Source organism: Burkholderia sp. ABCPW 111 (assembly GCF_000773065.1).
GTDB classification, from domain to species: domain Bacteria; phylum Pseudomonadota; class Gammaproteobacteria; order Burkholderiales; family Burkholderiaceae; genus Burkholderia; species Burkholderia savannae.
In genome coordinates this window covers 17,429-37,255 of the sequence record NZ_JPWT01000082.1, presented here as the reverse complement: position 1 = coordinate 37,255, position 19,827 = coordinate 17,429, and the positions used below count along the sequence as shown (strand labels likewise).

The following is a 19,827-nucleotide window of genomic DNA, read 5'->3' as shown; positions in this document are numbered from 1 at the left end:
CATGGCCGCGATCGTCGTCGCGGGCGAACTGCTCGCCGAATTCGTCGCCGCGAAGCGCGGCCAGGGCTTCGACGCGCCGGGCGAGTTCGCCGGCCCGTTCCCGAGCGGCGCGCCCGCGATCTTCGCCGATCAGGCGGCGCGCATGGGCGCGTCGGTCGCGTATGCGGGCTGCGTCGGCCGCGATGCGTTCGGCGACGCGATCGTCGCGCGGCTCGCGGGCCACGGCGTCGACGTCGCGCGCATTCGCCGCGCCGCGCGGCCGACCGGCATCGCGTGCGTCGCGTATCGCGCGGACGGCGGCCGGCAATTCGTATTCAGCATCGAAGGCAGCGCGAGCGCGCTGCTCGAGCCGGCCGACGTCGATGCGTCGATGTTCGCCGGCTGCCGCTATTTCCACGTGATGGGCTCGTCGCTCACGAGCGAGAACGCGATCGCCGCGGTGAAGCGCGGCGTGATCGAGGCGGCGCGCGTCGGCGCGAAGATCTCGTTCGATCCGAACGTGCGCGCCGAGATGCTCGCCTTCGAGCCGATGCGCGCGGCGCTTCACGAGCTGCTCGACGCGTGCCACCTGTTCCTGCCGAGCGAAGTCGATCTGCCGTACTTTTGCGGGCCGCAGCCCGCCGAGCGCGCGATCGCGGGGCTGCTCGCGACGCATCCGCTGCTCGAGCGCGTCGTGCTCAAGCGCGGCGCGGCGGGCAGCGCCGCGTTCGACCGCACGGGCAGCGTCGCCGCGCCCGCGTACGCGACCGCCGAAGTCGATCCGACCGGCGCGGGCGACTGTTTCGGCGGCACGTTCGTCGCCGGCGCGATCGCGGGGCTGCCGGTGGCGACCGCCCTCATGCGCGCGAACGCGGCGGGCGCGCTCGCGGTGTCGCGCATCGGGCCGATGGAGGGCAACAGCATGCCGGACGACATCGACCGTTTTCTCGCCGAGCGGGGTGTGCGATGCGCGGCGTGAACGCGATCGCGCAACGTCCGCGCGCGAGCGGCCACGTGCAGCTCTTGCGCGAGATCTTCGACGCGAACCGCGCAGGCCGCGCGAGCGGCATCTATTCGGTGTGCAGCGCGCATCGCCTCGTGCTCGAAGCGGCGCTCGAGGCGGCGCGCGCCGACGAATCGCCGCTGCTCGTCGAGGCCACCTGCAATCAGGTCAATCACCGCGGCGGCTATACCGGGATGACGCCCGCGGATTTTCGCCGCGACGTCGACTCGCTCGCGCGTGAAGCGGGCTTTCCGGCGCAGGCGCTGATTCTCGGCGGCGATCATCTCGGCCCGAATCCGTGGCGGCACCTGGCCGCGCGCGACGCGATGCGCGAGGCGCGGGCGATGGTCGCCGCGTATGTGGCCGCCGGCTTCACGAAGATTCATCTCGACGCGAGCATGGCGTGCGCGGACGACGCCGCGCCGCTGCCCGACGCGACGATCGCCGAGCGCGCCGCGCAACTGTGCGCGGCCGCCGAAGAAGCGGCGGCCGGCGCCGGCGTGTCGCCCGTCTACGTGGTCGGTACCGAAGTGCCGACGCCGGGGGGCGAGGTGAGCGCGGCGCAGACGGAAACGGCAAACGATCCGGATGACGAAGCAAATCCGCCTGCGCGCCATGCGCGCGGCGGCGCGGCGGCCGACGACGGCGCGTTCGCGCGGATCGACGTCACGCGCGCGGCGAGCGTGAGCGCCACGCTCGCCGCGCACCGCGACGCGTTCGCGCGACATGGCTTGCTGGACGCGTGGTCGCGCGTGATCGCGATCGTCGCGCAGCCGGGCGTCGACTTCGACGATCGCCGCGTGCTCGACTACGATCCGGTGCGCGCGGCCGAGCTCGGCGCGAGCGTGCTGCGCGCGCCGGGCCTCGTGTTCGAGGCGCATTCGACCGACTATCAGACGGAAGGCGCGCTCGCCGCGCTCGTGCGCGATCACTTCGCGATCCTGAAGGTTGGCCCGGCGCTGACCTTCGCGCTGCGCGAGGCGTTGTTCGCGCTCACTTACATCGAGGATGCGCTCTTCGACGACGCGTCAGAGCGCTCGCAGCTGCGCGACGTGATCGACGCGGCGATGCGCGAGCGCCCCGAATACTGGGCGCCTTACTACCGCGGCGACGCGCTCGCGCAGCGGCTCGCGCGCCAGTTCAGCTACAGTGACCGGATTCGCTATTACTGGCTGCAGCCCGCCGTCGCGGCGGCGCTTGATCGCCTGCTCGACAACCTCGCGCGCCGCGCGCCGCCCGAGACGCTCGTCGCGCAATGGCTGCCCGACGCGTACGCGGCATGCCGGCGCGGCGAGCTCGCGCGCGAGCCGGTCGCATGGGTGCGCCATCGCATCCGGGACGTGATCTCGCGCTACGCGCGCGCGTGCGCATTGCAGCAAGGCGCTTGAAGCAGCCTGCCCGACAGGCGGCAACACGAAATCAAAACAGGAGACATGCCATGCAACGAAAGCCGTTCATCGCCGCCGCCGCCCGCGTTGCCGCCGGCGCCGCGCTCGCGTCGTCGGCGCTCGCCGCGCACGCGGCGACGCTGACGATCGCGACGCTCAATAACCCGGACATGATCGAGCTGAAGAAGCTCTCGTCCGCGTTCGAGAAGGCGAACCCGGACATCCGGCTCAACTGGGTGATCCTCGAGGAGAACGTGCTGCGCCAGCGCGCGACGACGGACATCACGACGGGCAGCGGCCAGTTCGACGTGATGGCGATCGGCACGTACGAAGCGCCGCAGTGGGGCAAGCGCGGCTGGCTCACGCCGATGACGAACCTCTCCGCCGATTACGATCTGAACGACGTGATCAAGACGGCGCGCGACTCGCTGTCGTACAACGGCCAACTGTATGCGTTGCCGTTCTACGTCGAGAGCTCGATGACGTTCTACCGCAAGGACCTGTTCGCGGCGAAGGGCCTGAAGATGCCCGAGCAGCCGACCTACGACCAGATCGCCGAATTCGCCGACAAGCTCACCGACCGCGCGAGCGGCACGTACGGAATCTGCCTGCGCGGCAAGGCGGGCTGGGGCGAGAACATGGCGTACGTGTCGACGGTCGTCAACACGTTCGGCGGCCGCTGGTTCGACGAGAACTGGAACGCGCAGCTCACGTCGCCCGAGTGGAAGAAGGCGATCAACTTCTACGTGAATCTGCTGAAGAAGAACGGGCCGCCCGGCGCGAGCTCGAACGGCTTCAACGAGAACCTGACGCTCACCGCGTCGGGCAAGTGCGCGATGTGGATCGACGCGACGGTCGCGGCGGGCATGCTGTACAACAGGCAGCAATCGCAGGTGGCGGACAAGATCGGCTTCGCGGCGGCGCCCGTGGCCGTCACGCCGAAGGGCTCGCACTGGCTGTGGGCGTGGGCGCTCGCGATCCCGAAGACATCGAAGCAGCAGGACGCGGCGAAGAAGTTCATCGCGTGGGCGACGTCGAAGCAATACGTCGAGATGGCCGGCAAGGACGAGGGCTGGGCGTCGGTGCCGCCCGGCACGCGCCAGTCGACGTATCAGCGCGCCGAGTACAAGGCCGCCGCGCCGTTCTCCGACTTCGTGCTGAAGGCGATCCAGACCGCCGATCCGAACGATCCGTCGCTGAAGAAGGTGCCGTACACGGGCGTGCAGTATGTCGGGATTCCTGAATTCCAGTCGTTCGGCACCGTCGTCGGCCAGGCGATCGCGGGCGCGGTGGCGGGGCAGATGAGCGTCGACCAGGCGCTCGCGGCGGGACAAGCCGCGGCGGATCGCGCGGTGCGCCAGGCCGGCTACCGGAAGTGAAGCGCCGCGCGCGCGGCGTGGCGCTCCTCGCGGGCGCGGCGCGCACGGCATCGCAGCAACGCGGGCGCGCGGCGGTGCGCTCGCCCGCGCATCGAAAGAGGTGGTTCCGATCATGCGTCACTTACGTCTTCCTCTCGCTCACTCGGCGCCGCTCGGCGATGCGGGGCCCGCCGCCGACGAGCGCGCGCGCGGCAAGCCGGCGCGCTGGCTCGTGACGCCGTCCGTCGCCGTGCTGTTCCTGTGGATGGCGATTCCGCTCGCGATGACGATCTGGTTCTCGCTCACGCGCTACAACCTGCTGAATCCCGACGTCAAGGGTTTCGCCGGCCTCGACAACTACCGCTTCCTCGCAACCGATCCGTCGTTCTTGCCGGCGATCTGGCACACGCTCGCGCTGATCGGCTCCGTGCTCGCGATCACGGTCGCGGGCGGCGTGCTGATGGCGGTGCTGTTCGATCGCAAGTTTTACGGGCAGGGCGTCGCGCGCCTGTTCGCGATCGCGCCGTTCTTCGTGATGCCGACGGTGTCGGCGCTCATCTGGAAGAACATGATCCTGCATCCGGTGTACGGGCTCGTCGCGCGCGCGATGCGCGCGCTCGGCATGCAGCCGATCGACTGGTTCGCGCAGTATCCGCTCGCGTCGATCGTGATGATCGTCGCGTGGCAGTGGCTGCCGTTCGCGTTCCTGATTCTGTTCACCGCGATCCAGTCGCTCGACCAGGAGCAGAAGGAGGCCGCGCGGATCGACGGCGCGGGCCCGATCGCGATGTTCTTCTACATCACGCTGCCGCACCTGAAGCGCGCGATCGCGGTCGTCGTGATGATGGAGACGATCTTCCTGCTGTCGATCTTCGCGGAAATCTACACGACGACGGGCGGCGGCCCGGGCGACGCGACGACGAACCTGTCGTACCTGATCTACGCGCTCGGCCTGCAGCAGTTCGACGTCGGGCTCGCGTCGGCGGGCGGCATTCTCGCCGTCGTGCTCGCGAACGTCGTGTCGTTCTTCCTCGTGAGAATGCTCGCGCGGAATCTGAAAGGGGAGTACGAAGCATGAGCGATCTGACCGCATCGACCACACACGGCGCGTCGCGCGGCGCGGGCGGCGGGCTGCCCGCCGCGCTCGGCGCCGCGAAGCGCGCGCTGCCGGGCGTGCTCGCATGGCTCGTCGCGCTCGCGCTGTTCTTTCCGATCTTCTGGATGGCGATCACCGCGTTCAAGACCGAGCAGCAGGCGTATTCGTCCGCGCTCTTCTTCGTGCCGACGCTCGACAGCTTCCGCGAGGTATTCGCGCGCAGCAACTATTTCGCGTTCGCGTGGAACTCGGTGCTGATCTCGGCGGGCGTCACGGTGATCTGCCTGCTGCTCGCCGTGCCCGCCGCGTACGCGATGGCGTTCTTTCCGGCCAAGCGCACGCAGAAAGTGCTGCTGTGGATGCTGTCGACGAAGATGATGCCGTCCGTCGGCGTGCTCGTGCCGATCTATCTGATGTGGAAGAACGCGGGCCTGCTCGACACCGTGTCCGGGCTCGTGATCGTCTACACGCTGATCAATCTGCCGATCGCGGTGTGGATGACGTTCACGTATTTCAACGAGATCCCGAAGTACATCCTCGAGGCGGGGCGCATCGACGGCGCGTCGACGTGGCAGGAAATCGTCTATCTGCTGATGCCGATGGCGCTGCCCGGCCTCGCGTCGACCGCGCTGCTGCTCGTGATCCTGTCGTGGAACGAAGCATTCTGGAGCATCAACCTGTCGAGCTCGAACGCCGCGCCGCTCACGGTGTTCATCGCGTCGTACTCGAGCCCCGAAGGGCTCTTCTGGGCGAAGCTGTCGGCGGCGTCGCTGCTCGCCGTCGCGCCGATTCTCGTCGTCGGCTGGCTGTCGCAGAAGCAGCTCGTGCGCGGCCTCACGTTCGGGGCGGTCAAATGACGGCGCATGCGAGCGGCGCGCGCGCGCTCGTCTGCGATTGCGACGGCGTGCTGATCGACAGCGAGGCGATCGCGGCCGACGTGCTCGTGCGCGAGCTCGAGGCGCGCTGGCCGGGCGTCGCGGTGCGGCCGATCGTGATGCCGCTCCTCGGCCTGCGCACGGAGCGCGTGCTCGACAGCGCGAGCGCGCGCGCGGGCCGCGCGCTCGCCGATTCGGATGTCGAAGCGATTCGGCGCAGCGTCGAGGCGGCGGCCGTCGAGGCGCCCGTCGTCGACGGCATCGACGCGGCGCTCGCGCGAATCGATCTGACGATCGCGTGCGCGAGCAACAGCCGCCGGCATTACGTCGACGCCGCGCTGCGACGCACGGGCCTCAAGCGTTTCTTCGGCGAACGAATCTTCTGCGCGGACGGCGTCGCGCGGCCGAAGCCCGCGCCCGACGTTTATCTGGCCGCCGCGCACACGCTCGGCGTCGCGCCGTCGCGATGCCTCGTCGTCGAGGACAGCGCGACGGGCGTGACGGCCGCATCGGCGGCCGGCATGACGGTGCTCGGCTTCGTCGGCGGCGGCCACGCGTCGCCGTCGCATGTGTGCGCGCTGCGCGGCATCGGCGCGCGGCGCGTGTTCGACGACATGCGCGAGCTGCCCGGACTCGTCGCGCAGTGGGTCGAGACGGGCGCGGTCGAGCCGCATTGAACGATCGTGCCGCGCGCGCATGGCGCGCCGCGCGGCCGCACAACTGAACGGAGACAAATCATGGCAAGCGTGCTCCTGCGCAACATCGGCAAGCGCTACGACGACAACGAAGTGCTGCGCAACGTGAACCTCGACATCGCGGACGGCGAGTTCGTCGTGTTCGTCGGGCCGAGCGGCTGCGGAAAATCCACGCTGATGCGGATGATCGCCGGGCTCGAGGACATCACGAGCGGCGATCTGCTGATCGACGGCGCGAAGGTCAACGACGCGCCGAGCGCGAAGCGCGGCATCGCGATGGTGTTCCAGTCGTATGCGCTCTATCCGCACATGACGCTCTACGACAACATGGCGTTCGGCCTGAAGCTCGCGGGCGCGAAGAAGCAGGAGATCGACGACGCGGTGAAGCAGGCCGCGAAGATCCTGCACATCGATCATCTGCTCGACAGGAAGCCCAAGCAGCTCTCGGGCGGGCAGCGGCAGCGCGTCGCGATCGGCCGCGCGATCACGAGAAAGCCGAAGGTGTTCCTGTTCGACGAGCCGCTGTCGAACCTCGACGCGGCGCTGCGCGTGAAGATGCGGCTCGAGTTCGCGCGGCTGCACGACGAGCTGAAGACGACGATGATCTACGTGACGCACGATCAGGTCGAGGCGATGACGCTCGCCGACAAGATCGTCGTGCTGTCGGCGGGCAGCGTGCAGCAGGTCGGCACGCCGAACGCGCTGTATCACGCGCCGGCGAACCAGTTCGTCGCCGGCTTCATCGGCTCGCCGAAGATGAACTTTCTCGCGGGCGCGATCGAATCGGCATCGGCCGACGGCGCGCTCGTGCGCTTCGCGACGGGCGAGACGCAGCGCGTCGGCGTCGATGCGGCGAGGCTGCGCGCTGGCGAGCGCGTGACGGTCGGCATTCGGCCCGAGCATCTGCAGGTCGGCGTCGCGGGCGGCGACGGCATCGTCGCTCGGACGATGGCCGTCGAATCGCTCGGCGACGCCGCGTATCTGTACGCGGAGTCGGCGGTTGCGCCGGACGGGTTGATCGCGCGCATTCCGCCGCTCGACACGCATCGCGCGGGCGAGATGCTGCGCGTCGGCGCACAGCCCGAGCATTGCCATCTGTTCGACGCAGACGGGCGCGCGCTCGAGCGCAAGCCGAAGCGCGCGCTGGCGGCTTGACGCGACGGCGAAGGCGCACATGCTGGTTCGTGACGTGACGTGACGTGATGCGATGCGATGCGATGCGATGCGTCGGGCTCGGCGCCGCCTTTCACGCCGGCGGCGGCGCACGCGAGCGAGCCAGGCCGCGTGCGCGATGCGCGCGACGCGACGCCGCCCGCGCGCCGTCGCGATCACGCGAGCAGCTTGGGATCGCGTTTGCCGTACTTGATCGAGCGCTCGTCGGCGACCATCAGCCCGGTGTTCTCGTCGCGCCCTTGCAGCACGAGCCGCGCGTTCTTCGCGCCGATCTGCTCGGCCGCCTTGCGGCTGTCGAGGCCGATCTCGCCTTTCTTCATCCGGTTGACGATCACGCCGACGGCGGTATCGTCGAAGTCGCGCAGCATCCATGCGTCGCCGTCGCTGTCGCCGAACACGAGAAGCGGCCCGTAGCCCTTCTTCGCCTGCAGTTCGCGGCGAATGCCGACCGTCTTGCCCGGCCCGTAGTTGAAATGCCAGTCCGGCAGGTATTCGTTCACGTACTTGCCGTCGGCCGTCACGAGCCGCATGCCGATCACGTTCTCGGCGGGCACGCCGTAGCCGAACGCCGGGTGGCCCGCGAACACGCGCACGACGTCGTCGAGCGACGCGGTGCTGACGTACACGTCGATGCCGTTCGAGCGCAGCGTGTCCATCACCGCGCGAATTTCCTCGTGGATGCGGATGCCGTGGAAGTGCGTCGCGGCGATGACGCCCGCTCGGCCCGGCAGCACGCGCGAGCTCTCGTACGTGACCTTGCGCAGCGCGTCGCCGAGATTCGCGACGTTGCTGTCGAACGCCATCGTCTGCAGTTCGTCGCGCGTCATGCCCGCGTACCAGTACATGATCCACTTGTAGCCGATCTCGACGGGATACGTGTCGCAGATCGCGTCGTACATGAAGTACAGCTTCGCGCGGAAATCCTTGAACTGCTCGCTGCGGTGGATCTCGTCGAGCGGCTTGTCGCCGGCTAGGCCCCGGTAGTTCGCGTGCAGCCAGCGATAGTCGGCGTCGACGTCGGCGGCGATGTCCTCCATGCGCACCGGCTTGCCGTCGACCGTCGTGTAGCCGAGCTTCGCATTGAACGGGCCGTCGGGCACGCCCTGGCGCAGGATCGCGGAGAACTGCTCGGGCGTGAGCCGGTAATGCAGCCCGTCGATCTGGTGCATCAGCAACGCCTCTTCGCAGTCGTTCATGATGCTCGTGTTGTCCCAGTCGAACACCGCGTACGGGCGGCGGTCGGCGCGGTAGCGCGCGCCCGTCGAGCCGTGCTCGGCGAGCACCGCGCGCAGCCGCGCGACGTTGTTCGGCGACCAGCGGCCCGGTGTGAGCGAGAGCGGGGCCGCGGGCGCGTCGGATGCGGCGCGCGCGGGGGACCATGCGGCGGCCGCGAGCGCGGCCGAGGCGCTCGCGACCGAGCGCACGAAGTGTCGACGTCCTGTTTTCATCGAGTTCTCCGAAGGGGATTCGCACGCCGAAGCCGGGCGGATTGCGCGGCCGCCCGCTGAGCCGCCGGAACAGGCGGGTGCCGCTCAGCATCGTTGCCCATAAAACGAATCGCCCGACAAAATCGGACATCCATGTGTCGAAATGCGACCGGGGCGGCGGCGCGCGCGGCTTCGCGCGGCCGGTTCGGGGAAATCCGTGGATATGTGTCGACGTGCGGGCGGTATCGGCACCGGCATTGGCCCGGCATCGGCACCAGCGCTAGCATCGGCATCCGCATCCGCATCCGCATCCGCATCGGCATCGGCATCGGCATCGGCCGCGCCGAGTACGAGCACGAGCACGAGCACGAGCACGAGCACGGGCGCGAGCCATCCGATCGCGCGCGGCCGGCGCGTCTCCATTCGCTCGCGGCCGGCGGCCGGCCGCGCCGCGGGAAATCCGTTGCTCGTCCCGTGCGGGCCGATCGACGACGTGCGGACAACGCGCGCGCCTGGCCTACGCGAACATGCGCCCGGCGATGAAATCGACGAACGCGCGCAGCTTCGGCGAAGCGTGCCGCCCCGACGGCCATAGCACGTAGAACGACTGCGAGCGCTCGACGTATGCGTCGAGCGCCGTGCGCAGCCGGCCGCTCGCGAGCTCGTCGCGCACGGCGAATTCCGGCACGCATGCAATGCCGCGCCCGCGCAACGCGAAGCACACGCGCGTCTCGACGTTGTTGCAGATCATCGACGTCGGCAGCTCGACGTCGGCGTCGCCGGGCGCGGGCCGCAGCGGCCAGCGCTCCAGCTTGCCGCTGCTCGGAAAGCGATAGTGGAGGCATGCGTGGCGCGCGAGATCGGCGGGCGTGTCCGGCGCGCCGTGACGCGCGAAATAATCGGGCGAGCCGACGATGACCTGCTTGTACGTGCCGAGCAGCCGCGACGACAGCCGCGAATCGCGCGGCTCGCCGCCGCGCACGACCGCGTCGAAGCCTTCGTCGATCACGTCGACGAGCCGATCGGTGAAATCGAGGTCGAGCAGGATGTCCGGGTAGGCCGCCATGAAGTCGGCGAGCACGGGCAGCACGGGCGCGCTGATCGCGGGCAGGCTCACGCGCAGCCGGCCGCTCGGCGCGTGCGCGCTGCGCGACAGCTCCTGCTCGGCTTGCTCGATTTCCGCGAGCACGCGCCGGCACCGCTCGAGAAAGCGCGCGCCCTCGGCCGTCAGCGCGATGCTGCGCGTGCTGCGATGAAAGAGCCGCACGTTCAGCCGCGCTTCGAGCCGCGCGATCCGCTTGCCGACGGCCGATGCGGATACGCCCAGCGCGCGGGCCGCCGCGACGAAGCTGCGAGTCTCCGCGACCTGCACGAACACGACGAACCCGCTCAGACTCTCCATTCGATCGCTCCCGATTGCGGACATCGATGTCCGCAGTGTCAGGAACTCTATCCTAGTTTTTCTTCATTCGCCGGCTGCCTACCATGAGCGCTTCATCCACTGCATGAGGAAGCGCCATGTCCCTTTCATCGTTGTCCGGGCTCGGCGGGCGGCTCGACGCGGCCATCGACGCCGCACTGACCGAGCGGCGCGTCGTCGGCGCCGTCGTGCTCGTCGCGCGGCGCGGCGAGCTCGCGTATCGGCGCGCGGCGGGATTGGCCGATCGCGAGGCCGGCGCGCCGATGCGCGAAGACGCGCTGTTCCGGCTCGCGTCGGTTTCGAAGCCGATCGTGTCGGCGGCGGCGATGCGCGCCGTCGCGGCGGGCAAGCTCGATCTCGACGCGAGCGTCACGCGCTGGCTGCCCGGGTTCACGCCGCCGCTGGCGGACGGGCGCCCGGCGCGCATCACGGCGCGACATCTGCTGTCGCATACGGCGGGCCTCGGCTACCGTTTTCTCGAAGCGCACGCGCACGGCCCGTATGCGCGCGCCGGCGTGTCGGACGGCATGGATCTCGCCGGCATTTCGCTCGCCGAGAATCTGCGCCGCATCGCGAGCGTGCCGCTGCAGTTCGAGCCGGGCGCGTCATGGGCGTATTCGGTCGCGACCGACGTGCTCGGCGCGCTCGTCGAAGCCGCGTGCGACATGCCGCTCGAGGACGCGGTGGCGGCGCTCGTGACGACCCCGCTCGGCATGGTCGACACGCGCTTTTACGCGCACGACGCGGCGCGGCTTGCAACGCCGTATGTCGACGCGTCGGGCGTCGCTGCGTCGGGCGTCGCTACGCCCGGCGAGCCCCGGCGCATGGCGTCGCTCGAAATCGCGCCGCCGTTTCCCGACACCGTCGGCATCCGCTTCGCGCCCGCCCGCGCGCTCGATCCGCATGCGTTCGCATCGGGCGGCGGCGGGATGGTCGGCACGGCGTCCGATGTCCTCGCGCTGCTCGAGGCGTTGCGCACCGGCGGCGACGGCTGGCTGCCCGCCGCGCGGATCGACGACATGGCGCGCATCCAGCCGGGCGCGGCCGATCTGCCGACGGCGCCCGGCTTCGGCTTCGGGCTCGGATTTTCGGTGCTGCGCGACCCGGTCGCCGCGCAATCGCCGGAATCCGCCGGCACGTGGCGCTGGGGCGGCGCGTATGGTCACGCGTGGTTCGTCGACCGCGCGGCCGGCTTGAGCGTCGTGGCGCTCACCAATACCGCCTACGAGGGCATGTCGGGACGCTTCGTCGCCGATGTGCGCGACGCGGTGTACGGCGTGGTTTGCGCCGCGCGGGAGCGTGCGGCATGAGCGACTGCACGACGCAATCCGTCGCGTTCGCGCGGCCGTCGCGCGCGGCGGCGCGCCTGCCGCTCGCCGGCCTGCTCGCGCTCGCGACGGCGGGCTTCATCACGATCGTGACCGAGGCGCTGCCCGCCGGGCTGCTGCCGCTGATGGGCCGCGACCTGCGCGTGTCGGAGGCGCTCGTCGGCCAGCTCGTCACCGTCTACGCGATCGGCTCGATCGTCGCGGCGATTCCGCTCGTCGCGATCACACGCGGCATGCGCAGGCGGCCGCTCCTGCTCATCGCGCTCGCGGGCTTCGTCGTCGCGAACACGGCGACGGCGGCGTCGCCGCATTACGCGTTCGTGCTCGTCGCGCGCTTTGTCGCCGGCGTCGCGGCGGGGCTCCTGTGGGCGCTGCTCGCGGGCTACGCGAGCCGGATGGTGGACGAGCGGCTGCGCGGCCGCGCGATCGCGATCGCGATGCTCGGCGCGCCCGTTGCGATGTCGATCGGGATTCCGCTCGGCACGACGCTCGGCGCGGCGCTCGGCTGGCGCGCGACGTTCGCCGGCGTGACGGCGCTCACGCTCGCGCTGATCGCGTGGGTGTGCGCGAGCCTGCCCGATGCGCCGGGGCAGCCGTCGGGCGGGCGGCTGCCGGTCGGCCGCGTGCTGGCGGTGCCGGGCGTGCTGCCCGTGTTGTCGGTGATGTTCGCGTATGTGCTCGCGCACAACATTCTCTACACGTACATCGCGCCGTTTCTCGCGAGCGCGCGGATGGGCGCGCGGATCGATGCGGCGTTGTTCGTGTTCGGCGCGGCGTCGTTCGTCGGAATCGGCCTGACCGGCGTGTGGATCGGCAACGGGCTGCGGCGGCTTGCGCTCGCGAGCATCGCGCTGTTCGCGCTCGCGTCGGCGCTGCTCGGCGCGGCGAGCGAATCGCCCGCCGTCGTCTATGCGGGCGTCGCCGCGTGGGGGCTCACGTTCGGCGGCGCGGCGACGATCTTCCAGACCGCGTCGGCGAACGCGGCGGGCGACGCGGCCGACGTCGCCCAATCGATGATCGTCACGGTCTGGAATCTCGCGATCGCGGGCGGAGGCGTCGCGGGCGGCGTGCTGCTCGAGCGGTTCGGCGCCCGCGCGATGCCGTGGGCGCTCGTCGCGCTACTCGTGCCCGCGTGGGTCGGCGCGTGGCGCGCGCGCCGGCACGGTTTTCCGGCGGCCCGCGCGTCGTGACGGGCGGAATGCGCGCGCGGCGCGAGCCCGGCCGGCGCGGTTATTCCGCGAGCGCGGCCCGCGCGCAAGTCTCGTCGGTCACGAGCCCCGACAGCCAGCCGCCGCGCAGCGCGGCGAGCACCGCGGCGCGCTTGCGCGGCCCGCCCGCGAAGCCGATCGTCGGCCGCTTCGGCGGCGCGTCGAGCGCAACGCTCGTCACGCGCGTGCTCGTCGACGCGACGATCGGCCGGCCCTGCGCGTCGATCGGCAGGCCGAGCATCTCGGCCACCGCGCCGAGCTCGACCATCTCGTTGAGCTCTTGCTCGGTGATGAAGCCGTCCTCGTACAGCGGGCAGTGCGCGCCGATGTTGCCGACGCCGACGAACGCGACGTCCGCCTCCGCCGAGAGCTTCTCGACGATCCGGTACAGCCGGTGATTGCACCACTGCGCGCGCTCGGCCTCGCTGTCGGCGAAGAGCGGCGCGGGCAACAGGAAGTGCTTGCCGCCCGTCTTCTCGGAGATGTGCTGCGCGACGTCGTACGGGTTCGACGAGCCGTCCTGCGCGATCGCGCCCACCATCGACACGAGCCGGTGCTGCGGCCGCTCGAGCTGCGCGATCTGCGCGACCGCGGCCTTCAGCGTGCGGCCGCTGCTCACCGCGATCACCATCGGCCTGTCTTCGTTCAGATAGCGCTCCATCACCTGCGCGCCCGCGACGGCGAGCTTGCGGTCGATCGCGTCGGGCGCGTCGCCGTCGATCGGCACGACTTCGCACATCGCGAGGCCGTAGCGCTTCGACAGCTGCGCGGCGAGATCGAGGCAATCGGCGACGCGGTGGTCGACGCGCACGCGAATCAGGTTTTTCTCGACCGCGAACGCGACGAGGCGCTGCGCGACGGGGCGCGACACCTGCAGCTTCTCGGCGATTTCGTTCTGCGTGTCGCCCGCGACGTAGTAGAGCCAGGCGGCGCGCGTCGCGAGATCGAGTTTTTCGGAGGACTTGGACACGGTAGGGCAATCTCAGGTCGGGCGCGCGCGACGGGCGCGAGGCGGGCTGTCGGGCGCCGGGAAAATTCGCACTTTAGCGCACCGCGCTCAAGCGAGCCGCTCGCGCGACGGCTCGAACAGCGGCCGCACGTGGCGATACAGCGCGCGGAACGCGTCGAGCCGCTCGCGCAGCGCCGCGTGGCGGGCCGGGTGCGGCGCGAACTCGTCGCGCAGCGGCGGCTTCGTCAGCACGTCGCGCGCGTCGCCGCCGACCGCGAGCCAGCCGAGCCGCGCCGCGCCGAGCGCCGCGCCCGTCTCGCCGCCGCCGTGCCGGCGCGTGCGCACGCCGAGCGCGTCGGCGATCAGCTGCGCCCAGTACGCGCTTCTCGCGCCGCCGCCGATCAGCGACAGCGCGTCGGTCTGCGTGCCGCCCGCGATCAGCGCGTCGAAGCCGTCGGCGAGCGCGAGCGTCACGCCTTCGAGCACGGCATGGCCGAGCAGCGCGCGATCGGTGCCGTGCGTCATCCCGAAGAACACGCCTTGCGCGTACGGATCGTTGTGCGGCGTGCGCTCGCCGGACAGATAGGGCAGGAAGATCGGCGCGTTCTCGCACGCGGCGGGCGCGAGCGCGGCGATTTCGGCGAGGAGCGCCGGCTCGTCGGTCGACGTGAGCTTGCAGACCCAGCGCAGGCAGCTCGCCGCCGACAGCACGACGCTCATCTGCTGCCAGCGGTCCGGAATCGCGTGGCAGAACGCGTGGACGGCCGAGGCGGGGTTCGGCCGGAAGCGGTCGCCGACGACGCTCAGCACGCCCGACGTGCCGAGCGACACGAAGCCGTCGCCCGGCTGAGTCGCGCCGATGCCGAGCGCGCTCGTCGCGTTGTCGCCGCCGCCGCCCGCGACGACGACCGTTGCGGCGAGCCCGAGCTCGCGCGCGACGTCCGCGCGCAGCGTGCCGGACGGCGCGTTGCCTTCGACGATCCTCGGCATCTGCGCGCGCGTCATGCCGCCCGCGGCGAGGAGCGCGTCGGACCAGTCGCGCTTGGCGGCGTCGAGCCACAGCGTGCCCGCCGCGTCGGACGGGTCGGACACCTTCGCGCCCGTGAGCTTCAGGCGCAGATAATCCTTCGGCATCAGCACGCACGCGATCTCGCGGAATACGTCGGGCTCGTGCCGCGCGACCCACAGCAGCTTCGGCGCGGTGAAGCCCGGCATCGCGAGGTTGCCGGCGATCGCGTGAAGATCGGGCGCGCGCGCGTCGAGCTGCGCGCATTCGTCTGCGCTGCGCATGTCGTTCCACAGGATCGCGGGGCGCAGCACGCGGTCGTCGCGATCGAGCAGCACCGCGCCGTGCATCTGGCCGGACAGGCCGATCCCGCGCACGTCGGCGAACGCGCGCGGATGCTGCGCGCGCAATGCGGCGAGCGCGGCGAGCGTGCCCGTCCACCAGTCGTCCGGATGCTGCTCGGCCCAGCGCGGATGCGCGCGCTCGACGGTAAACGGCGTGCCCGCGGTGCCGATGACGACGCCGTCGGGCGAAAGCAGCAGCACCTTCACTTCGGAAGTGCCGAGATCGATACCGAGATACATGGGCGAAAACGGTGCGTCGACAGGAAGCCGCTACTTTAGCCGCGCGCTCGCCGCCGTGCCAATGGCGATTTGACCCGAGTGACGCGCGCGGCCGATCAGCGGCTCGCGAGCCACGCGTCGACGCGCGCGAGGCCCGCGCGCAGCGCGCGCTCGAGCGCGGGCGCGCCGGCGAGCGTTCCCCACAGCGCGCGTTGCGCGGCGAGCGCGGCGACGGGGTCCTCCGCGCCCGCGATCGCGCGCGCGACCTCGGCGTCCATCACGCCGTCCTGATACGCGAACGGCAGCGCGCCTTGCGCCCAGCGCTGCAGAAAGCGCAGGAAGAGGGCGGGCAGCACCGCGGTCGACACCGGCTCGACGCCGCGCGCGATCGATTCGGCGAGCGTCGGCGCGATGAAGCCGGGGATCTTCGAGAAGCCGTCGGCGGCGACGCGCTGGTTCGTGTCGCGCACGTGCGGATTGCCGAAGCGTTCGAGCACGACGTCGCGGTAGCGCGCGAGATCGAGCGGGCTCGGCGCGAGGCGCGGGATCACGTCGTTGGTCACGTACGCGTGCGCGAAGCGGCGGATGCCGGCGTCGTGCGTGCCTTCGTGGATGTAGGCGTAGCCCGCGAGCGTGCCCGCCCACGCGATGCAGCTGTGCGTCGCGTTCAGGATGCGAATCTTCGCTTCCTCGTACGGATGGACGTCGCCGACGAGCTCCGCGCCCGCTTTCTCCCACGCCGGGCGGCCGGCCGCGAAGCGGTCTTCGATCACCCACTGGATGAACGCCTCGCCCATCACCGGGCACGCGTCGTCGACGCCCGTGGCCGCGAGCACGCGCTCGCGCACGTCGGGCGTCGGGCGCGGCGTGATGCGGTCGACCATCGAGCTCGGGCACGCGGCGTTCGCGTCGAACCACGCGAGCAGATCGGCGAGCCCGCGCCGCGACAGGAATTCGCGCATGCCCGCGGCAAAGCGCGCGCCGTTGCTGCGCAGGTTGTCGCAGCTCAGCAGCGTGACGGGGCCCGCGCCGCGCGCGACGCGCTCGGCGAGGAGCGCCGCGAGCGCGCCGTAGATCGTGAGCCGCGCGCCTTGCAGGTCGGCCGCGAGATCGGGGTTCGACGCGTCGAGCCGGTCGTGCTCGTCGAGGTAGTAGCCGCCTTCCGTCACCGTGAACGACACGATCCTGCAGGCCGGATCGGCGCCCGCGTCGACGAGCGCCGCGAGATCGATCGACCACGGCAGCACGCGCGCGATCGAGCGGATCGTCTCGTACGCGCGCTCGCCCTGCGGCGTGACCGTTTCGAGCGTGTAGACGCCGTGTTGCGCGGCGAGCGCCTCGCGGGTCGCGCGCATGTCGTCGCGGATGTCGCCGACGACGAGCGGCCACCGTTCGTGCGCCGGCGACGCTTCGTTGACGCGATGCAGATACCACGCCTGATGCGCGCGGTGAAACGAGCCGACGCCGATATGCAAGATCGCCGGCGCGGCGTTGGACGGACTGCTCATCCCGTGTCTCCTGACGGCCGGCTGGCGCCCGCCGAATCGCATATAGATCATTTGCTCTTAATGTGAGCGAATGATCGTATCGAGATGGGCGAAAGTCAAGGCGATCGAGCGGGGTTTCGATGCTGCGGCGCGCCAATCCGCGCACGACGCGCTCGACGCGCGCGGCGGCGACGCGCCGGCGCGACAGTGTCAGAACGGCTGGCGGGTCAGCAGCGCGAGCTGCTCGAGCAGCTTCGCGGCCGGGCCGGGCAGGATGCCGTGGCGGCGGCGGAACGCGGTCAGCGTGCGGGTCGCGGCGACGCCTTCGACGGCGAGCGTGTCGATCGTGCGCGCGCGGCGCTCCGCGCGGTACATCGGCTCGGCCATCCAGCTCAGGAAGCCCGCGTGCGCGACGAGGCTCTTGAGCGCGGTCACCGAACGGGTCTCGACCGCGATGTCGGGCGGCGCGAGCCCCTGCGCGTCGAACGCCGCGCGCATCTGCTCGTACGGCGCGGTGCCGCGCGGCGGGATCGCCCAGCGCGCGGCGCGCGTGTCGGCGAGCGTGAGCGGCGCGGGCGCGGCGCGCAGCGGATGGTCGGGCGCGGCGACGACGTGGCTCACGTCGTCCCATCGGCATTCGGGGATACCGACGATGTCGTCGGTATCCGGCACGCGCGTGCTCAACGCGACGTCGATCTCGTGCTTGAGGAGCGCGTCGACGAGCCGGTCCCACACGCCCTCGACGATCTCGACGCGCAGGTTCGGCCAGCGGTCGAGCACGCGCCCGATCGCCACGGGCAGCACGAGGCTCGCGATGCTGCCGACCGCGCCCACCTTGATCGTGCCCTTCGCGAGCCCGCGCAGCGCGTCGATTTCCTCGCGCGCGTGCCGAGCCTCGTGCTGCAGCAGCGTCGCGTGCGGCAGCAGCGCCTCGCCGATCGCGGTGAGCTGCACGCCCTTCGAGTGACGCTCGAAGAGCGGCGCGCCGATCTGGTCCTCGAGCCGCTTCAGGATGCGGCTCAACGCGGGCTGCGTGACGTGCAGCGCGTCGGCTGCGCGGCCGAGGCTGCCGCTCGCGGCGATCGTCGTGAAGGCGCGCAGTTGGCGCAGGTCGAAAGTCATGCTCTCACGTAATGGCTTATTGCAGAAAATACAGTATCGAGGAATGTGCGTGCCGCCGATACTGTGGAAACCGATGATGACGACGATGAGGAGACACGCCCGCATGACGCCCCCCGATCTTCGCGCCGACGCGCCGGCGCACGCGCGGTACACGGTTCGCGACGCCGTAATCGATCTGCTGCGCCGGTTCGGCATCCGCAAGGTGTTCGGCAACCCCGGCTCCACCGAGCTGCCGATGTTCCGCAATTTTCCCGACGATTTCGAATACGTGCTCGGCCTGCACGAGGCGGTCGCGGTCGGGATGGCCGACGGCTACGCGCAGGCGAGCGGCAACGCGGCCGTCGTCAATCTGCATTCGGCGGCGGGCGTGGGCAACGCGATGGGCGTGCTCTTCACCGCGTACAAGAACAAGACGCCGCTCGTCGTCACGGCCGGCCAGCAGGCGCGCTCGATCCTGCCGTTCGATCCGTTTCTCGCATCCGTGCAGGCGGCCGAGCTGCCGAAGCCGTACGTCAAATGGAGCATCGAGCCTGCGCGCGCCGAGGACGTGCCCGCCGCGATCGCGCGCGCGTATCACGTCGCGATGCAGGAGCCGCGCGGGCCCGTGTTCGTGTCGATTCCGGCCGACGATTGGGACCGCGCCGCCGAGCCCGTGCCCGCGCGCGCGGTGAGCAGCGAAGTGCGGCCCGCGCCCGACGCGCTCGCGCGCTTGGCCGACGCGCTCGACGCGAGCGAGCGCCCGGCGTTCGTGATCGGCGCGGCGGTTGCGCGCGCGGGTGCATGGGACGACGCGGTGCGGCTCGCCGAGCGGCATCGCGCGCGCGTGTACGTCGCGCCGATGTCGGGGCGCTGCAGCTTTCCCGAGGATCATTCGCTCTTCGCGGGCTTCCTGCCGCCGATTCGCGAGCGGATCGTCGAGCGGCTCGCGGGCCACGATTTCATTCTCGCGTTCGGCGCGCCCGCGTTCACGTACCACATCGAAGGCTTTGGTCCGCACGTGCCCGAAGGCGCGACGCTTCATCAGCTCGTCGACGATCCGTCGGTGGCCGCGTGGACGCCCGTCGGCGACGCGGTCGTCGGCAATCTGCGGCTCGCCGCGCGCGATCTGCTCGCGCGTACCGCGCCGCGCGCGCGGCCGATGCCCGCGCCGCTGGCGCCGCGCGAGCGCGTCGGCCCGGGCGTGCCGGGCGAGCGGATGTCCGCCGCGTTCGCGCTGCAAACGCTCGCCGACGTGCGCGACGCCTGCGACGTCGTCGTCGAGGAAGCGCCGAGCGCGCGCACGGCGATGCAGCGGCATCTGCCGTTCACGCGCCGCGACACGTTCTACACGATGGACAGCGGCGGCCTCGGCTACGGCATGCCGGCCGCGGTCGGCGTCGCGCTCGGCTCGCCGGGGCGGCGCGTGATCGCGCTGATCGGCGACGGCTCGAGCCTCTATTCGATCCAGGCGCTCTGGAGCGCCGCGCATCTGAAGCTGCCGGTCACGTTCGTGATCCTGAACAACGCGCGCTATGCGGCATTGCAGGATTTCGCGCCCGTGTTCGGCTTTCGCGACGGCGAGCCGGTGCAGGGCACGGCGCTGCCCGATCTCGATTTCGTGGCGCTCGCGCAGGGCATGGGCTGCGACGGCGTGCGCGTGCGCGACGCCGCGCGCCTGCGCGACGTGCTCGAACGCGCGCTCGCGTCGCCCGCGCCCGTCGTCGTCGACGTCGAGATCGCGTGACGCGCGCGGTTTGTCGCGCGGCCGCAT

General features: G+C 70.9%; 16 protein-coding genes. 10 read left to right on the top strand and 6 right to left on the bottom strand.

Annotated features, from left to right (window positions below; genetic code table 11):
• The first annotated feature begins 1 nt into the window (after position 1).
• The 7 genes from X946_RS19200 to X946_RS19170 all read left to right on the top strand — a co-directional run bounded on the left by X946_RS19200 (position 2) and on the right by X946_RS19170 (position 7,549).
• The gene (locus X946_RS19200) at positions 2–958 is read left to right on the top strand and encodes a sugar kinase (protein ID WP_038750851.1); all 957 of its coding nucleotides are present in this window, start codon (positions 2–4) and stop codon (positions 956–958) included.
• Positions 946–2,370 (top strand): D-tagatose-bisphosphate aldolase, class II, non-catalytic subunit, encoded by a 1,425-nt coding sequence (locus X946_RS19195; RefSeq protein ID WP_038750849.1) that lies wholly within the window; start codon positions 946–948, stop codon positions 2,368–2,370. Before X946_RS19200 ends, X946_RS19195 begins: the two co-directional genes overlap by 13 nt.
• 50 nt (positions 2,371–2,420) lie before the next feature.
• Complete coding sequence (locus tag X946_RS19190; RefSeq protein ID WP_038750847.1) at positions 2,421–3,749, top strand: ABC transporter substrate-binding protein; 1,329 nt, start codon at positions 2,421–2,423, stop codon at positions 3,747–3,749.
• 112 nt (positions 3,750–3,861) lie between these two features.
• Positions 3,862–4,806, top strand: a complete 945-nt coding sequence (locus X946_RS19185; protein ID WP_038750846.1) for a carbohydrate ABC transporter permease — start codon at positions 3,862–3,864, stop codon at positions 4,804–4,806.
• On the top strand, positions 4,803–5,681 hold the full coding sequence (locus tag X946_RS19180) for a carbohydrate ABC transporter permease (RefSeq protein WP_038750844.1): 879 nt from the start codon (positions 4,803–4,805) through the stop codon (positions 5,679–5,681). Before X946_RS19185 ends, X946_RS19180 begins: the two co-directional genes overlap by 4 nt.
• Positions 5,678–6,376 (top strand): HAD family hydrolase, encoded by a 699-nt coding sequence (locus tag X946_RS19175; protein ID WP_038750842.1) that lies wholly within the window; start codon positions 5,678–5,680, stop codon positions 6,374–6,376. The genes X946_RS19180 and X946_RS19175 overlap by 4 nt, the downstream gene beginning before the upstream one ends.
• Before the next feature lie 60 nt (positions 6,377–6,436).
• Positions 6,437–7,549 (top strand): ABC transporter ATP-binding protein, encoded by a 1,113-nt coding sequence (locus X946_RS19170; RefSeq protein WP_038750840.1) that lies wholly within the window; start codon positions 6,437–6,439, stop codon positions 7,547–7,549.
• Positions 7,550–7,722: 173 nt separating this feature from the next.
• Here the strand turns inward: X946_RS19170 and X946_RS19165 are convergent, their stop codons facing one another.
• Together X946_RS19165 and X946_RS19155 are read right to left on the bottom strand one after the other, a co-directional pair.
• Entirely contained in the window at positions 7,723–9,015 is a 1,293-nt protein-coding gene (locus X946_RS19165) for a haloacid dehalogenase-like hydrolase (RefSeq protein ID WP_038750837.1), read from the bottom strand.
• Positions 9,016–9,511: 496 nt separating this feature from the next.
• The gene (locus tag X946_RS19155) at positions 9,512–10,396 is read right to left on the bottom strand and encodes a LysR family transcriptional regulator (RefSeq protein WP_038750831.1); all 885 of its coding nucleotides are present in this window, start codon (positions 10,394–10,396) and stop codon (positions 9,512–9,514) included.
• Positions 10,397–10,512: 116 nt separating this feature from the next.
• On the opposite strand from X946_RS19155, the gene X946_RS19150 reads away from it, so the two are divergent.
• Together X946_RS19150 and X946_RS19145 are read left to right on the top strand one after the other, a co-directional pair.
• Positions 10,513–11,724 carry a serine hydrolase domain-containing protein gene (locus X946_RS19150; RefSeq protein WP_038750828.1) on the top strand — a complete coding sequence of 404 codons (1,212 nt, stop codon included), beginning with the start codon at positions 10,513–10,515 and terminating at the stop codon, positions 11,722–11,724.
• Positions 11,721–12,932 (top strand): MFS transporter, encoded by a 1,212-nt coding sequence (locus tag X946_RS19145; RefSeq protein ID WP_038750883.1) that lies wholly within the window; start codon positions 11,721–11,723, stop codon positions 12,930–12,932. Before X946_RS19150 ends, X946_RS19145 begins: the two co-directional genes overlap by 4 nt.
• Positions 12,933–12,972: 40 nt before the next feature.
• Here the strand turns inward: X946_RS19145 and X946_RS19140 are convergent, their stop codons facing one another.
• The 4 genes from X946_RS19140 to X946_RS19125 form a co-directional block, all read right to left on the bottom strand.
• Positions 12,973–13,920: a sugar-binding transcriptional regulator gene (locus X946_RS19140; protein WP_038750826.1), complete on the bottom strand. Its 948-nt coding sequence runs from the start codon at positions 13,918–13,920 to the stop codon at positions 12,973–12,975.
• Positions 13,921–14,007: 87 nt separating this feature from the next.
• A complete protein-coding gene (gene xylB, locus X946_RS19135; RefSeq protein WP_038750823.1) occupies positions 14,008–15,489 on the bottom strand; it encodes a xylulokinase in 1,482 nt (493 codons plus the stop codon).
• 95 nt (positions 15,490–15,584) lie between these two features.
• Positions 15,585–17,027, bottom strand: a complete 1,443-nt coding sequence (gene dalD / locus X946_RS19130) for a D-arabinitol 4-dehydrogenase (RefSeq protein ID WP_081989818.1) — start codon at positions 17,025–17,027, stop codon at positions 15,585–15,587.
• A 138-nt stretch (positions 17,028–17,165) separates the two neighbouring features.
• Positions 17,166–18,077 carry a LysR family transcriptional regulator gene (locus X946_RS19125; RefSeq protein WP_038750818.1) on the bottom strand — a complete coding sequence of 304 codons (912 nt, stop codon included), beginning with the start codon at positions 18,075–18,077 and terminating at the stop codon, positions 17,166–17,168.
• 103 nt (positions 18,078–18,180) lie between these two features.
• On the opposite strand from X946_RS19125, the gene mdlC reads away from it, so the two are divergent.
• On the top strand, positions 18,181–19,800 hold the full coding sequence (gene mdlC / locus X946_RS19120) for a benzoylformate decarboxylase (protein ID WP_038750881.1): 1,620 nt from the start codon (positions 18,181–18,183) through the stop codon (positions 19,798–19,800).
• The last annotated feature ends 27 nt before the right edge of the window (positions 19,801–19,827 follow it).

What these genes read in the sequence shown, in the direction of transcription:
- X946_RS19170 (WP_038750840.1), top strand. Translation starts at nt 6,437, where the DNA reads ATGGCAAGCGTGCTCCTGCGCAACATCGGCAAGCGCTACGACGACAAC.
- X946_RS19175 (WP_038750842.1), top strand. Translation starts at nt 5,678, where the DNA reads ATGACGGCGCATGCGAGCGGCGCGCGCGCGCTCGTCTGCGATTGCGAC.
- dalD (WP_081989818.1), bottom strand. Translation starts at nt 17,027, where the DNA reads ATGATCTATATGCGATTCGGCGGGCGCCAGCCGGCCGTCAGGAGACAC.
- X946_RS19185 (WP_038750846.1), top strand. Translation starts at nt 3,862, where the DNA reads ATGCGTCACTTACGTCTTCCTCTCGCTCACTCGGCGCCGCTCGGCGAT.
- X946_RS19195 (WP_038750849.1), top strand. Translation starts at nt 946, where the DNA reads ATGCGCGGCGTGAACGCGATCGCGCAACGTCCGCGCGCGAGCGGCCAC.
- X946_RS19200 (WP_038750851.1), top strand. Translation starts at nt 2, where the DNA reads ATGGCCGCGATCGTCGTCGCGGGCGAACTGCTCGCCGAATTCGTCGCC.
- mdlC (WP_038750881.1), top strand. Translation starts at nt 18,181, where the DNA reads ATGACGCCCCCCGATCTTCGCGCCGACGCGCCGGCGCACGCGCGGTAC.
- X946_RS19180 (WP_038750844.1), top strand. Translation starts at nt 4,803, where the DNA reads ATGAGCGATCTGACCGCATCGACCACACACGGCGCGTCGCGCGGCGCG.
- X946_RS19145 (WP_038750883.1), top strand. Translation starts at nt 11,721, where the DNA reads ATGAGCGACTGCACGACGCAATCCGTCGCGTTCGCGCGGCCGTCGCGC.
- X946_RS19190 (WP_038750847.1), top strand. Translation starts at nt 2,421, where the DNA reads ATGCAACGAAAGCCGTTCATCGCCGCCGCCGCCCGCGTTGCCGCCGGC.
- X946_RS19150 (WP_038750828.1), top strand. Translation starts at nt 10,513, where the DNA reads ATGTCCCTTTCATCGTTGTCCGGGCTCGGCGGGCGGCTCGACGCGGCC.
- X946_RS19165 (WP_038750837.1), bottom strand. Translation starts at nt 9,015, where the DNA reads ATGAAAACAGGACGTCGACACTTCGTGCGCTCGGTCGCGAGCGCCTCG.
- X946_RS19155 (WP_038750831.1), bottom strand. Translation starts at nt 10,396, where the DNA reads ATGGAGAGTCTGAGCGGGTTCGTCGTGTTCGTGCAGGTCGCGGAGACT.
- X946_RS19125 (WP_038750818.1), bottom strand. Translation starts at nt 18,077, where the DNA reads ATGACTTTCGACCTGCGCCAACTGCGCGCCTTCACGACGATCGCCGCG.
- xylB (WP_038750823.1), bottom strand. Translation starts at nt 15,489, where the DNA reads ATGTATCTCGGTATCGATCTCGGCACTTCCGAAGTGAAGGTGCTGCTG.